This window comes from Thiomonas bhubaneswarensis, assembly GCF_001418255.1.
Classification (GTDB): Bacteria; Pseudomonadota; Gammaproteobacteria; order Burkholderiales; family Burkholderiaceae_C; genus Thiomonas; species Thiomonas bhubaneswarensis.
In genome coordinates this window covers 173,473-186,447 of sequence record NZ_LIPV01000006.1, presented here as the reverse complement: position 1 = coordinate 186,447, position 12,975 = coordinate 173,473, and the positions used below count along the sequence as shown (strand labels likewise).

Sequence of the window (12,975 nt, the reverse complement as noted above, 5' to 3'; positions counted from 1 at the left end):
GTCGCGCTTCGCTGTTATCGGATGAACCAGCCGGACAACAGCTTGCCCGGAACAAAGTAGCCCATGAACACCACCACGCCGGCAATCATCGCCAGGGCGTAGTAGTAGATGTAGCCGGTCTGGACCAGACGCACCAGACGCGCCGTCCAGCCCACCACGCGCGCCGTGCCATTGACCAGCAGGCCGTCGATCAGCCCCACGTCGCCCCCCTTCCACAGCCCTTTGCCCAGCAGGCGTGCAGCAGCCGACAGCACGTGCTCGTTGAACCAGTCGAAGTAGTAGTTGTGATCGAGGATGGTGTAGATCGGACCCAGCGCGCGCTGCACGGTGCGCGGGAAATTCAGGTTCACCATGTAGGCGTAATAGGCCGTGGCGAATCCGGCCACCGCCAGCCACAGCGGCAGGGTGGTGAAGCCGTGCAGGGTCATGGCCAGAGCGCCATGGAAATGCTCGGCCAAATCGGTCATGGCCGGATGCGCCGCGGCATTGACGAAGATGGAACCCTGGAAGAACTGGCCGTAAAGCAGCGGCTGGATCAGGAAATAGCCCGAAACCGCAGACGGAATGGCCAACATGATCAGCGGGAAGGTCACCACCCAGGGCGACTCGTGCGGCTCGCCGCCGTGGCCGTGTCCATGGTCATGGGCGTCGTGGCCGTGATCATGCGACACCTCGCGGAAGCGCTCCTTGCCGTGGAACACCAGGAAATACAGGCGGAAGCTGTAGAGCGCGGTCACGAACACGCTGGCCACCACGGCGAAATAGGCGAACCCAGAGCCCGGAAGATCGCTGGCATGCACCGCCTCGATGATGCTGTCCTTGGAATAGAAGCCTGAAAAGAACGGGGTGCCAGTCAACGCCAGGGTGCCGATCAGGAAAGTGATCCAGGTGATGGGCATGTACTTGCGCAGCCCCCCCATGTGACGGATGTCCTGGTCGTGATGCATGCCCAGAATCACCGAACCGGCTGCGAGGAACAGCAGCGCCTTGAAAAAGGCATGGGTCATCAGGTGGAAGATCGCCACCGAATAGGCCGAGGCTCCCAGCGCCACCGTCATGTAGCCGAGTTGCGACAGCGTGGAGTAGGCGATGACGCGCTTGATGTCGTTCTGGATGACGCCGAGAAAGCCCATGAACAGGGCCGTGATGGCGCCGATCACCAGAATGAAGGACAGCGCCGTGTTCGACAGCTCGAAGAGCGGCGACATGCGCGCCACCATGAAGATGCCAGCGGTCACCATGGTCGCGGCGTGAATCAGCGCGGAAATGGGTGTCGGGCCTTCCATCGAATCGGGCAGCCAGACGTGCAGCGGAAACTGCGCGCTCTTGCCCATGGCGCCGATGAACAGCGAGATGCAGGCCACGGTGATCAGCATCCAGTCGGTGCCCGGCAGGTGCAGCAGCGCCAGCTCGGGCGCCTTGGAGAAGATCTCCGTGTAGTTGAGGCTGCCGGTGTAGGCGGCGAGCAGGCCGATGCCGAGGATGAAACCGAAATCGCCCACGCGGTTGACGATGAAGGCCTTCATGTTGGCGAACACCGCCGTAGGCTTGGTGAACCAGAAGCCGATCAGCAGATACGACACCAGACCCACGGCCTCCCAACCGAAGAACAACTGCAGCATGTTGTTGCTCATCACGAGCATCAGCATGGAGAAAGTGAACAGCGAGATATAGCTGAAGAAGCGCTGGTAGCCGTCGTCGTCGGCCATATAGCCCACGGTGTAGATATGCACCATGAACGAGACGAACGTCACCACGGTCATCATCAGCGCCGACAGGCCGTCGATCATGAAGCCGATTTCCATATGCAGCTTGCCCACCATCATCCAGTCGTAGATGGTGGCGTTGAAGCGGGCACCGTGGATCACGTCGTTCAGCACCACGAGCGACAGTACGAACGACAGCCCGACTGAAAGCGTGGTCAGCCAGTGCGACGCCGAGCGCCCGATCGTGCGCCCGAAAAGCCCGACGATGGTGGAGGAAACCAGCGGTGCCAGTGCGATGACCAGCAACAGGGTGGGGTTCAGCGTGGCTTGCATGGACTCAGCCCTTGAGTTGGTCGAGTTCTTCGACGTCGATGGTGTTGAGGTTGCGGAACAGCACGACCAGAATGGCCAGGCCGATGGCCGACTCCGCCGCGGCGACGGTCAGGATGAAGAACACGAACACCTGCCCGGAAAAATCCTGCAGGTAGTGGGAGAACGCGATGAAGTTCAGGTTCACCGCCAGCAGCATCAACTCGATCGCCATGAGAATGACGATGAGGTTGCGACGGTTGAGAAAAATGCCGACGACCGAAATCGCGAACAGGATGGCGCCAAGCACCAGGTAATGCGCCAGGGTCAATGATCCGAGCATGGCTTACTCCTTGGGTTGGGCGGGCATGGAGACCAGGCGCACGCGATCGGCGCGGCGGGCCTTGATCTGCTCCGACGCCGGCATGTGACGCACGTCCTTGCGCTTGCGCAGCGTCAGCGCGATGGCGGCGATGATGGCCACCAGCAGGATGACCGCCGCGATTTCAACCGCGAACAGATATTGCGAGTACAGCACCACGCCCAGCGCGCGGGTGTTGGACAGATGGGTGAGCGGGTTGTCGGCAGACACCGCCGCGCCGACCTGTGCGGCCCGCGTCATCCCACCGATCTGGAAGCCCTGCATCAGCACGGCCGCCATTTCCAGCACGATGAGCACGCCGACGAGCGCCGCAACCGGGAAGTAGCGCCAGAAACCCTTGCGCAGGGTGTCGAGGTTGATGTCGAGCATCATCACGACGAAGAGGAACAGCACCATCACCGCCCCGACATACACGAGCACGAGCACGATGGCGAGAAACTCCGCGCGCAGCAGCAGCCAGATGGCCGACATCTGAAAAAAAGCCAGCACAAGGTAGAGCGCCGAATGCACCGGGTTGCGCGCCGTGATCACCCGCAGCGCCGCAAACAGCAGCACGGCGGAGAACACATAGAACAGGATGGTTTGTACGTCCATGGTCACAGCAGAGGCTTTGCCGCGGCGAGAACCGCTGGCATCGAAACGTTGGGAAAGTCCGCCCACGGCCCACCTTTCATACGGGCGGGCTGGCGGCGATCAGCGGTATGGAGCGTCGGCCTCCTTGGTGGCGGCGATGTCCTTCTCGTAGCGGTCACCCACGGCCAGCAGCATCTCCTTGGTGAAGTAGAGATCGCCACGTTTCTCACCGTGGTACTCGAAAATGGGGGTCTCGACGATCGAGTCCACCGGGCAACTCTCCTCGCACAGACCGCAGAAAATGCATTTGGTCAGGTCGATGTCGTAGCGGCTGGTGCGGCGCGTGCCGTCTTCGCGTTGCTCCGATTCGATGGTGATGGCCACCGCAGGGCAGACGGCCTCGCAGAGCTTGCAGGCGATGCAGCGCTCTTCGCCGTTGGGATAGCGGCGCAGCGCATGCAGGCCGCGAAATCGCGGCGACAGCGGCGTCTTCTCTTCCGGATACTGCACCGTGATCTTGCTCTTGAAGGCGTACTTGCCCGTCAGCGCCAGACCCTTGAAGAGTTCGACCAGGAAAAAGCTGTTGAAGGTGTCACGCAAAGCGGCCATGGGTCTGCCTCACTTCCAGATATTCCAGGGGGTCTGCATCCACGCGGCCACCACGACCAGCCAGACGAGGGTGACGGGAATGAAAATCTTCCAGCCCAGACGCATGATCTGGTCGTAGCGATAGCGCGGGAACGTGGCCCGCAGCCAGAGAAACATGCTGACCACGATAAAGGTCTTGATACCCAGCCAGATCCAGCCCGGAATGAAGCCGAGGAAGGCTACCGGTGCATCCCACCCACCGAGGAACAGCACGGTGGTCAGGATGGAAATCAGGATCATGTTGGCGTATTCGGCCAGGAAGAACATGGCAAACGCCATGCCCGAATACTCGACCATGTGGCCGGCGACGATTTCCGATTCGCCTTCGACCACGTCGAATGGCGCGCGATTGGTCTCGGCCACCCCGGCGATGAAATACACCACGAAGATGGGCAGCAGCGGCAGCCAGTTCCAGGAAAGGAAGTTCAGGCCCATCGACGCAAACGTGCCCTTGGTCTGCCCCAGCACGATTTCGGTCAGGTTCAGACTGCCGGACACCATGAGCACGACGACCATGGCGAAACCCATGGCGATTTCGTAGCTCACCATCTGCGCCGACGCACGCATCGCACCGAGAAAGGCGTACTTGGAGTTGGAAGCCCAACCCGCGATGATGATGCCGTATACCTCCAGGGAGGTGAGTGCCAGCAGCAAGAGCAGCCCGGCGTTCACATTGGCCAGCGCCACATCAGGGCCGAACGGGATGACCGCCCAGGCCGCCAGTGCCGGCATGATGGTCATCACCGGTCCCAGCAGGAACAGGCGCTTGTTCGAGCGGAAGGGAATGACGATTTCCTTGAGCAGCAGCTTCAGGCCATCGGCCACCGGTTGCAGCAGGCCGAAGGGCCCTACCCGGTTGGGGCCGATGCGGATCTGAATCCAGCCGATCAGCTTGCGTTCCCACAGCGTGAGGTAGGCCACGGCCCCCATCAACGGCGCGACGATGACGACGATCTTGATCAGATTCCAGACGATCGGCCAGGCAATCGGCCCGAGCAGGGAAAGTCCGCCTTGGTTGAAGGATTCGAGCATGGTCAGCAGGATGCGTAGAGCAGCGCCAGACGCGCCTCATCCCCTTTTGCAGGGAGCGAAATGGACGAATGGGACGAATGTTGTGAAAGCCGCGAATGTTTCATCTCAGACCTTCTCGGGACTTGCATGGGCCACCGCGGAGGCCGCTGACGTTGCAGCGACCCGCTCGACCTGAACCGCGCCGAACATCGGGCCCAGCTCGGCGGCCTCGGCCCAGGCCGCAGGAATGCTCACCACGGTCGGCGCCAGCGTGGCGTCGCGGCGGGCTGGCAGCACGACGACGTCTGCGTCGGCCTTCACGCGCACCGAGTCTCCGTTCTGCAAGCCCAGTTGCTCCCACAGTGCGGCAGACACACCGACCATGCGCGCATCGCGGGCATCGCGGGTGCGCTGCAGGCTGGGCGCGCGGCGCACAATGGCGTCGCTCGAATAGATCGGCACCGGTGCGAAACGCTCGATCGCAGCCGCAGCGCGGGTGGGCAGAACCGTCGGCAGCGCGAGTGAAGCGGACGCAGCCAGGCGCGCCCCGATCTGATCGGCGCCGCCCAGCGCGGCAAAGGCCTCGGTGCGGATCTCAGCCGCGCTTTGGTAATCGAAGCCTTGCAGTTCGAGCAGGTTGCCCAGGACGCGAAGCACTTTCCATCCGGGACGGGTTTCACCCAGCGGCTGCACGACCGGGTTGAAGCTCTGCAACCGACCCTCGGCGTTCACCAGGCTGCCTGCGGTTTCGGTGAAGGGACTGATCGGCAGCATGACGTGCGCATAGCCTTCAGCCGCATTCACATAGGGACTGAATGACACGACGAACTCGGCCTGCTCCAGCGCGTGAGCCATGGCCACGGGGTTGGCGCAGTCTTCTTCAGGTTCCACCCCGAACAGCATCATGGCGCGCGGCGATTTCGCCACGATGCTGGCCACGTCGTGACCCGGCGTCATGGGAGACACGCCGATGAGCGCCGCGCCGACGGTGTTGGCCGCCTCGGTCAGGTCGCCGCAAACCCCACCGACCTCTTGGGCGATCCATTGCGCCAGGGCGCGCAGGGTGGCACTCTGGTCATGCTGCACGGCGGCGTCGCCCAGAAACACCGCCTTGCGCTCGGCGCCCAGCAGGCTTCTGGCGATGGCTTGGGCCTGTTCGCTCGGCGCCGAGACGCCCTGCAAGGCCGACGGCATGTCGATGCCCTTGGCTTGGGCCACGGCCGCAGCCACACCGGCCAGTTCGACAACCCATTGGCTCGGTGCCACGGCAATGCGTGCATGCATGGGCATGAGCCAGTCGTCGAGGGCGGCATGCAGCGTGGAAATCTTGGCGCCCGCCTTGGCCGCATGCCGCACCCGCGCCGACAGCAGCGGCTGCTCCTTACGCAAGGTACTGCCGATGAACAGGGCGGCCTGCAACTGCCCCATCTCGGCGATCGGCATGCCCAGCCAAGGCACACCAGCGCCCTGACCGTCGGCAGAAAAATCGCTTTGACGCAAGCGGGTATCCAGACTCTTGCTGCCCAGACCGGCCAGCAGTTTTTTCAGCAAATACAACTCTTCAACCGTGCTGGTCGGCACCGCGAGGGCCGCCAAGGCATCGCCGCCATGCTGGGAGACCACGCGCCGCAGGCCCTGCACGGTGAAGTCGAGCGCCGTTTGCCAATCGACCGACTTCCACTGCCCGTTCTCGCGGATCTGCGGAGAAGTGAGCCGCTCGACGCCGTTGAGCCCTTCGTAGGCGAAGCGATCGCGGTCGGACAGCCAGCATTCGTTGACCGCTTCGTTCTCCTGCGGCAGCACGCGCATGACGCGGTCGCCCTTGACCTGCACGATCAGGTTGGCGCCGACGCTGTCGTGCGGGCTGATGGAGGCGCGGCGAGACAGCTCCCAGGTGCGGGCGCTGTAACGGAACGGTTTGCTCGTCAGGGCGCCGACCGGGCAAAGATCGATCATATTGCCCGAGAGTTCGGAGTCCACCGTGCTGCCGACGAAGGCCATGATCTCGGAATGCTCACCGCGGTTGGCCATGCCGAGTTCCATGATGCCGGCCACCTCCTGACCGAAGCGCACGCAGCGGGTGCACTGGATGCAGCGGCTCATTTCTTCCATGGCGATGAGCGGGCCGACATCCTTGTGGAAGATGACGCGCTTTTCCTCGGTATAGCGCGAGGCCGAACTGCCGTAGCCCACGGCGAGATCCTGCAACTGACATTCACCGCCCTGATCGCAGATGGGGCAATCGAGCGGATGGTTGATAAGCAGGAACTCCATCACCCCTTTCTGCGCCTGGAGGGCACGCTCGGAATGAGTACGCACGACCATGCCCTGAGCCACCGGCGTGGCGCAGGCCGGCAGGGGCTTGGGGGCCTTCTCCACATCGACCAGACACATGCGGCAATTGGCGGCAATGGTCAGCTTGTGGTGGTAGCAAAAATGCGGCACGTAAATGCCGAGCTGGGTAGCCGCGTCCATGACCATGGCGCCATCGGGCACCTGGACTTTTTGACCGTCGATCTCGAGTTCAACCATGATGAAAGCGTCCTGAAGGCATCCGGTGCGGTGAATCAGACATAAGCCGGCACGAGGCAGGTCTTGTGCGTGATGTGATGTTCGAACTCATGACGGAAATGCTTGACGAACGACTTGACCGGCATCGCCGCGGCATCGCCGAGCGCACAGATGGTGCGACCGGCGATGTTGTCCGAGACCGAGTTGAGCAGGTCAAGGTCTTCCATCCGCCCCTTGCCGTTTTCGATGCGGTGGACGACGCGGTAGAGCCAGCCGGTACCTTCGCGGCACGGCGTGCATTGCCCGCACGATTCATGCTGATAGAAGTAGGACAGGCGCATCAGCGACTTGACCATGCAGCGAGTGTCGTTGAGCACGATGACCGCGCCCGAACCGAGCATCGACCCCGCCTTGGCGATGGAGTCGTAATCCATGGTGCAGTCCATCATGATGTCGGCGGGCAGCACGGGGGCGGATGATCCTCCGGGAATCACCGCCTTGAGCGCGCGCCCTTCGCGCATGCCACCGGCGAGTTCAAGCAGGGTGGCAAACGGCGTACCCATCGGCACTTCATAGTTGCCGGGCTTGGCCACATCGCCAGAGACCGAGTAGATCTTGGTGCCGCCGTTGTTGGGCTTGCCCACTTCGAGAAAGGCCTGACCGCCGTTGCGGATGATCCAGGGCACTGCGGCAAAAGTCTCGGTGTTGTTGATCGTGGTGGGCTTGCCGTAGAGCCCGAAGCTGGCCGGGAAAGGCGGCTTGAAGCGCGGCTGGCCCTTCTTGCCTTCGAGCGATTCGAGCAACGCGGTTTCCTCGCCGCAGATATAGGCGCCGAAGCCATGCGAGGCATGCAGTTGAAAGCTGAAGTTGCTGCCCAGAATATTGTCGCCGAGATACCCGGCAGCGCGGGCCTGGCGCAGCGCCTCCTCGAAGCGCTCATAGTCTTCGAAGATTTCGCCGTGGATGTAGTTGTAACCCACCGAGATACCCATGGCGAAGGCGGCGATGGCCATGCCTTCGATCACGGCATGCGGGTTGAAGCGCAGGATGTCGCGATCCTTGAAGGTGCCGGGCTCACCTTCGTCGGAGTTGCACACCAGATACTTCTGCCCCGGAAACTGCCGCGGCATGAAACTCCACTTCAGCCCGGTGGGAAAACCCGCGCCGCCACGTCCGCGCAGCGCCGACACCTTCACCTCGGCAATGACCTGCTCGGGCGTCCAGCCTTCGGTCAGGATTTTGCGCAGGGCTTTGTAGCCATCGCGCTGCAGATAACCCTCCAGCGCCCAGTTGTCGCCATTCAGGCCAGCGAGAATTTGCGGCTGGATGTGTCGGCCGTGGAAGCAGGTTTCCTGGCCAGTGCTTCGTCCGAAGGGGCGATTCATGCCTTGTCTCCCTTGGCTGCCTCGGCACGCAGCTCTTCCACCAGCGCGTCCAGACGCTCGGCGCGCATGAAGCTGCAAAGACGGCGATCGTTGACCAGCATCGCCGGGGCGTCACCGCAAGCACCCAGACATTCCGATTCCTGCAGGGTGAACAAGCCGTCCGCAGTGGTCTCACCCAACGCGACGCCCAGCTTCTCGCTGAGGTATTGCGCCGCGGCACCGCCGCCACTCAGGGCGCAGGGTAGATTGGTGCAGACGTTGAGCTTGAACCGTCCGACCGGGCGAGTGTTGAACATGTTGTAGAAAGTCACCACCTCGTGCACCGCAATCGGCGGCATGCCCAGGTAGTCAGCGACGGCTTGTTCCGCCTCGGGCGACACCCAGCCCTGCTCCTGCTGCACGATGGACAGCGCGGCAATCACGGCCGACTGCTTCTGTTCGGCCGGGTACTTGGCGACCTCCTGGTCGATACGCTGACGCGTGGATTCGGACAGCATCATGCTTTGCATTTCACGAGTGACAGGCGAGCGATCCATCAGCGGTCGATCTCCCCGAAAACGATGTCGAGCGTGCCGATGATGGCCACGACGTCGGCGATCATGTGGCCGCGAGACATTTCATCCAACGCGGCCAGATGGGCGAAGCCCGGTGCGCGAATCTTCAGGCGGTACGGTTTGTTGGCCCCGTCGGAGACCAGATAGATGCCGAACTCGCCCTTGGGATGTTCGACGGCGGCGTAAGCCTGCCCCTCGGGCACGCGCATGCCTTCGCTGAACAGCTTGAAATGATGGATCAGCGCTTCCATGCTGGTCTTCATTTCTTCGCGCGGCGGGGCAGCGACTTTGTGGTTGTCGGTAATCACCGGCCCCGGGTTGGCGCGCAACCAGTCCACGCACTGCTTGATGATGCGGTTGGACTGACGCATCTCTTCCATACGCACCAGATAGCGGTCGTAGCAGTCGCCGTTCTTGCCGACCGGGATGTCGAAATCGAGGCGGTCGTAGACGTCGTAGGGCTGGGTCTTGCGCAGGTCCCACACCACGCCGGAACCGCGCAACATGGGCCCGGTCATGCCCAGGTTCATGGCGCGCTCGGGCGTGACCACGCCAATCCCCACGGTACGCTGTTTCCAGATGCGGTTGTCGGTCAGCAGGGTCTCGTATTCATCGACATAGGCGGGAAAGCGCTTGGTGAAATCATCGATGAAGTCGAGCAGCGATCCCTGACGTCCGGCATTGCGGGCCTCGACGGCACGGGCATTGCGAATCCTGGACTCGCCATACTGCGCCATGCTGTCGGGCAGATCGCGGTATACGCCGCCGGGCCGGAAATAGGCCGCGTGCATGCGCGCGCCAGATACGGCCTCGTACATGTCGAACAGGTCTTCGCGCTCGCGGAAAGCGTAGAGGAAGATGGTCATCGCGCCGCAGTCCAGACCGTGCGCGCCTAGCCACATGAGGTGGTTGAGCAAGCGCGTGATCTCGGCAAACATGACCCGGATGTACTGCGCGCGGATCGGCACCTCGACGCCCAGCAGCTTCTCGATCGCCAGGCAGTAGGCGTGCTCGTTGCACATCATCGACACATAGTCGAGACGGTCCATGTAGGGCAACGCCTGGATGTAGGTCTTGTGCTCCGCGAGCTTCTCGGTGGCGCGGTGCAGCAGCCCGATGTGCGGATCGGCACGCTGCACCACTTCGCCGTCGAGTTCGAGCACCAGACGCAGCACGCCGTGGGCCGCAGGGTGCTGCGGCCCGAAGTTGAGGGTGTAATTCTTGATGTCGGCCATCTCAATGCCCCTGACCGCCACGCGCTGCGGCGGCGTCGAAATGACCGAGGCCACCATACCCCGACTCGCGGATGATGCGCGGCGTGACCTCGCGCGGCTCGATGGTGACAGGCTGATAGATCACGCGTTTGCTGTCGGGGTCGTAACGCATTTCCACGGTGCCCGAAAGAGGAAAATCCTTGCGGAAGGGATGTCCGATGAAACCATAGTCGGTCAGGATGCGGCGCAGGTCGGGATGGCCCTCGAAGATGATGCCGTAGAGGTCGAAGGCCTCGCGCTCGAACCAGTTGGCCGAGTTCCAGATGTCGTGAATGCTGTCCACCACCGGCAGATCGTCGTCGGCGCAACGTACGCGCAGGCGCAGGCGCCAGTTGTGATGCATCGACAGCAGATGCACGACCACCACGAAACGCCCTCCTGCATCATCGCGCACCGTGTTGCCGTACTGCGCGTAATCGACGCCGCACAAATCGATCAGCTGCTCGAAATGCAGCTCGGCCGAGTCGCGCAAAGCCAGGCAGGCGTCGCGGTAATAGGCCGGCGCGACGTCCAGGGTCAGTTCGCCCACGCTGGCCTGCAAGGCCAGGATGCGCTCCCCGAGAGTGGCACGCAATGCGCTGTCGAGTTGTTCGAGCTTGCTGGTCATGACGTCGATATTGCGAAGTTGGTGAGGGCTGGGCAGCGGGGTAGCAACAAGCCAAGATCAGCGCGCGATCGTCTCGGTTCTGCGGATCTTGTTCTGCAACTGGATCAGCCCGTAGAGCAGCGCCTCGGCCGTCGGCGGGCAGCCAGGCACATAAACATCCACCGGCACGATGCGATCGCAGCCACGCACCACCGAATAAGAGTAGTGGTAGTAACCGCCGCCATTGGCGCATGACCCCATGGAGAGCACCCAGCGCGGTTCGGCCATCTGGTCGTAGACCTTGCGCAAGGCCGGCGCCATCTTGTTGCACAACGTGCCGGCCACGATCATCAGATCGGACTGACGCGGACTCGGGCGGAACACGATGCCGAATCGGTCGAGGTCGTAACGGGCGGCCCCGGCGTGCATCATCTCCACCGCACAACAGGCCAGACCAAAAGTCATGGGCCAGAGGGAACCCGTGCGCGTCCAGTTGATCAGCTTGTCCGCGGACGTGGTGATGAAGCCTTCTTGCAATACGCCTTCAATACTCATGATGCACTCCTCTTCACCCAGTCAGACCTGCGCCATGGCGCACGAGTTCATACAGCAAGGGCTCATTCCCGGACTCACTCCCAATCGAGAGCCCCTTTTTTCCACTCGTAGATGAAGCCGATCGTGAGAATGGCGAGGAAAATCATCATCGCCCAGAAGCCAATCTGGCCAATGTCCTTGAGGGCGACGGCCCATGGAAACAGGAAGGCGATTTCGAGGTCGAAAAGAATGAACAGGATGGCGACGAGGTAATAGCGCACATCGAATTTCATTCGGGCGTCTTCGAAGGCCTCGAAGCCGCACTCATAGGGGGAGTTTTTCTCGGCGTCAGGGCGACGCGGAGCCATCAGATAACCGAGCAGCTGGGGCAAAACACCAACGCCAATGCCCACCAGGATGAACAACAAGACCGGCAGATACTGCTCAAGGTTCATCGCACTCCATCTCCTGTTGTTGTCTGGGTCGGGCTGGCGCCCTGCCCTTCGATCTTTTGGTGCCGACGGCGAGACTCGAACTCGCACAGCTTTCGCCACTACCCCCTCAAGATAGCGTGTCTACCAATTCCACCACGTCGGCTCAAAACCGGATACCGCCCGAACAAGCACCGCTCAACCTACGCGGCGAAGGCGGCCCAGCGCAACAAACATCATTCAAGAACAGGCCATGGCGATCTGGAGGATACTCGCCGGGGTGCCGATGCATCAGGGGGCAACCCCTCAAGAATCGGCTACAGCCCGCTCACCACATGCCTCAACGGTCGCCCGCCACAACCCGAGAACCGTCTCACAAAAGACATGCGTTAATGGTTGTTACTGGATTCGCAAAACAGAAGAATCTTACATGCTTCCAATGCCACGAAGCAACACGTGACCATCGGATTTTGCTCTGGCGCAATGCTCAACCATGGATCAGATTGACAAGTCGCAGAGCTTGTGTTTGCTGCAATGCACCATCTACCCTGATCGATGGTGCATTGCATGCGAATTTACGGCTTCGCGGGCACGACTGCCGAAGCCGCACTCGTGGCAGGCGCCGCCGCCTTGGATGCCTTGTCGGATGCACCGGGGACGCCAGGAATTTCGCTGATCGGCCCCGCAGGCTTGGAGGGCGCTGCAACGGAAGCCACCGGCGCGGGCGCGGCAAGCTTTTCCATCAGCCCACCATCGCCCGAATTGGCGCGATTGCCGAAATAGGCCATCATCAACGTCGCGACGAAGAAAAGCGTTGCAGCCACTGCGGTGCTGCGGCTCAGAAAGTTGGCCGATCCGGTTGCACCGAACAGACTGCCCGAAGCGCCGGAGCCGAAAGAGGCTCCCATGTCGGCGCCTTTGCCGTGCTGCATCAAGACCAGCACGATCATGACCAGTGCAGAGAGAATTTGCACCACCAGAGTCAATGTCATCAGAATTTGCATTTGTGCACTCAATCGCGCCAGGGCGCTTTACAACTTCACTTCCAAAGGCAGGCCCAGCCTGCGCAAG

At 62.0% G+C, this 12,975-nt stretch carries 13 protein-coding genes and 1 tRNA gene; all 14 read right to left on the bottom strand.

Going from position 1 to position 12,975, the window contains the following annotated elements; genetic code table 11:
- Window positions 1-14: 14 nt before the first annotated feature.
- Entirely contained in the window at window positions 15-2,039 is a 2,025-nt protein-coding gene (gene nuoL / locus ASC45_RS09785) for an NADH-quinone oxidoreductase subunit L (RefSeq protein WP_055450846.1), read from the bottom strand.
- A gap of 4 nt (window positions 2,040-2,043) precedes the next feature.
- On the bottom strand, window positions 2,044-2,358 hold the full coding sequence (gene nuoK / locus ASC45_RS09780; RefSeq protein ID WP_055450845.1) for an NADH-quinone oxidoreductase subunit NuoK: 315 nt from the start codon (window positions 2,356-2,358) through the stop codon (window positions 2,044-2,046).
- Window positions 2,359-2,361: 3 nt separating this feature from the next.
- Entirely contained in the window at window positions 2,362-2,991 is a 630-nt protein-coding gene (locus tag ASC45_RS09775) for an NADH-quinone oxidoreductase subunit J (protein WP_055450915.1), read from the bottom strand.
- 99 nt (window positions 2,992-3,090) lie between these two features.
- A complete protein-coding gene (gene nuoI / locus ASC45_RS09770; protein WP_055450844.1) occupies window positions 3,091-3,579 on the bottom strand; it encodes an NADH-quinone oxidoreductase subunit NuoI in 489 nt (162 codons plus the stop codon).
- A gap of 9 nt (window positions 3,580-3,588) precedes the next feature.
- Complete coding sequence (gene nuoH, locus ASC45_RS09765) at window positions 3,589-4,650, bottom strand: NADH-quinone oxidoreductase subunit NuoH (RefSeq protein WP_055450843.1); 1,062 nt, start codon at window positions 4,648-4,650, stop codon at window positions 3,589-3,591.
- Between the two features lie 105 nt (window positions 4,651-4,755).
- On the bottom strand, window positions 4,756-7,161 hold the full coding sequence (gene nuoG, locus ASC45_RS09760) for an NADH-quinone oxidoreductase subunit NuoG (RefSeq protein ID WP_055450842.1): 2,406 nt from the start codon (window positions 7,159-7,161) through the stop codon (window positions 4,756-4,758).
- A 35-nt stretch (window positions 7,162-7,196) separates the two neighbouring features.
- Entirely contained in the window at window positions 7,197-8,525 is a 1,329-nt protein-coding gene (gene nuoF, locus ASC45_RS09755; protein ID WP_055450841.1) for an NADH-quinone oxidoreductase subunit NuoF, read from the bottom strand.
- Window positions 8,522-9,022, bottom strand: a complete 501-nt coding sequence (gene nuoE, locus ASC45_RS09750; RefSeq protein ID WP_055450914.1) for an NADH-quinone oxidoreductase subunit NuoE — start codon at window positions 9,020-9,022, stop codon at window positions 8,522-8,524. The genes nuoF and nuoE overlap by 4 nt, the downstream gene beginning before the upstream one ends.
- 38 nt (window positions 9,023-9,060) lie before the next feature.
- Window positions 9,061-10,314, bottom strand: a complete 1,254-nt coding sequence (locus ASC45_RS09745) for an NADH-quinone oxidoreductase subunit D (RefSeq protein ID WP_055450913.1) — start codon at window positions 10,312-10,314, stop codon at window positions 9,061-9,063.
- Window position 10,315: 1 nt separating this feature from the next.
- Window positions 10,316-10,960 carry an NADH-quinone oxidoreductase subunit C gene (locus ASC45_RS09740; RefSeq protein ID WP_055450840.1) on the bottom strand — a complete coding sequence of 215 codons (645 nt, stop codon included), beginning with the start codon at window positions 10,958-10,960 and terminating at the stop codon, window positions 10,316-10,318.
- A gap of 57 nt (window positions 10,961-11,017) precedes the next feature.
- Window positions 11,018-11,494, bottom strand: coding sequence for a NuoB/complex I 20 kDa subunit family protein (locus ASC45_RS09735; protein WP_013106540.1), 477 nt, complete (start codon window positions 11,492-11,494; stop codon window positions 11,018-11,020).
- Window positions 11,495-11,568: 74 nt separating this feature from the next.
- Window positions 11,569-11,928, bottom strand: coding sequence for an NADH-quinone oxidoreductase subunit A (locus ASC45_RS09730; RefSeq protein ID WP_055450839.1), 360 nt, complete (start codon window positions 11,926-11,928; stop codon window positions 11,569-11,571).
- A 57-nt stretch (window positions 11,929-11,985) separates the two neighbouring features.
- Window positions 11,986-12,070: transfer RNA gene (locus ASC45_RS09725), tRNA-Leu, on the bottom strand.
- A 409-nt stretch (window positions 12,071-12,479) separates the two neighbouring features.
- Window positions 12,480-12,908 (bottom strand): preprotein translocase subunit SecG, encoded by a 429-nt coding sequence (gene secG, locus ASC45_RS09720; protein WP_055450838.1) that lies wholly within the window; start codon window positions 12,906-12,908, stop codon window positions 12,480-12,482.
- Window positions 12,909-12,975: the final 67 nt, after the last annotated feature.

Coding starts and splice junctions, on each gene's coding strand:
- ASC45_RS09730 (WP_055450839.1), bottom strand. CDS start 11,928: ATGAACCTTGAGCAGTATCTGCCGGTCTTGTTGTTCATCCTGGTGGGC.
- nuoF (WP_055450841.1), bottom strand. CDS start 8,525: ATGAATCGCCCCTTCGGACGAAGCACTGGCCAGGAAACCTGCTTCCAC.
- nuoE (WP_055450914.1), bottom strand. CDS start 9,022: ATGCTGTCCGAATCCACGCGTCAGCGTATCGACCAGGAGGTCGCCAAG.
- nuoG (WP_055450842.1), bottom strand. CDS start 7,161: ATGGTTGAACTCGAGATCGACGGTCAAAAAGTCCAGGTGCCCGATGGC.
- secG (WP_055450838.1), bottom strand. CDS start 12,908: ATGCAAATTCTGATGACATTGACTCTGGTGGTGCAAATTCTCTCTGCA.
- nuoH (WP_055450843.1), bottom strand. CDS start 4,650: ATGCTCGAATCCTTCAACCAAGGCGGACTTTCCCTGCTCGGGCCGATT.
- nuoL (WP_055450846.1), bottom strand. CDS start 2,039: ATGCAAGCCACGCTGAACCCCACCCTGTTGCTGGTCATCGCACTGGCA.
- ASC45_RS09775 (WP_055450915.1), bottom strand. CDS start 2,991: ATGGACGTACAAACCATCCTGTTCTATGTGTTCTCCGCCGTGCTGCTG.
- ASC45_RS09745 (WP_055450913.1), bottom strand. CDS start 10,314: ATGGCCGACATCAAGAATTACACCCTCAACTTCGGGCCGCAGCACCCT.
- ASC45_RS09735 (WP_013106540.1), bottom strand. CDS start 11,494: ATGAGTATTGAAGGCGTATTGCAAGAAGGCTTCATCACCACGTCCGCG.
- nuoI (WP_055450844.1), bottom strand. CDS start 3,579: ATGGCCGCTTTGCGTGACACCTTCAACAGCTTTTTCCTGGTCGAACTC.
- nuoK (WP_055450845.1), bottom strand. CDS start 2,358: ATGCTCGGATCATTGACCCTGGCGCATTACCTGGTGCTTGGCGCCATC.
- ASC45_RS09740 (WP_055450840.1), bottom strand. CDS start 10,960: ATGACCAGCAAGCTCGAACAACTCGACAGCGCATTGCGTGCCACTCTC.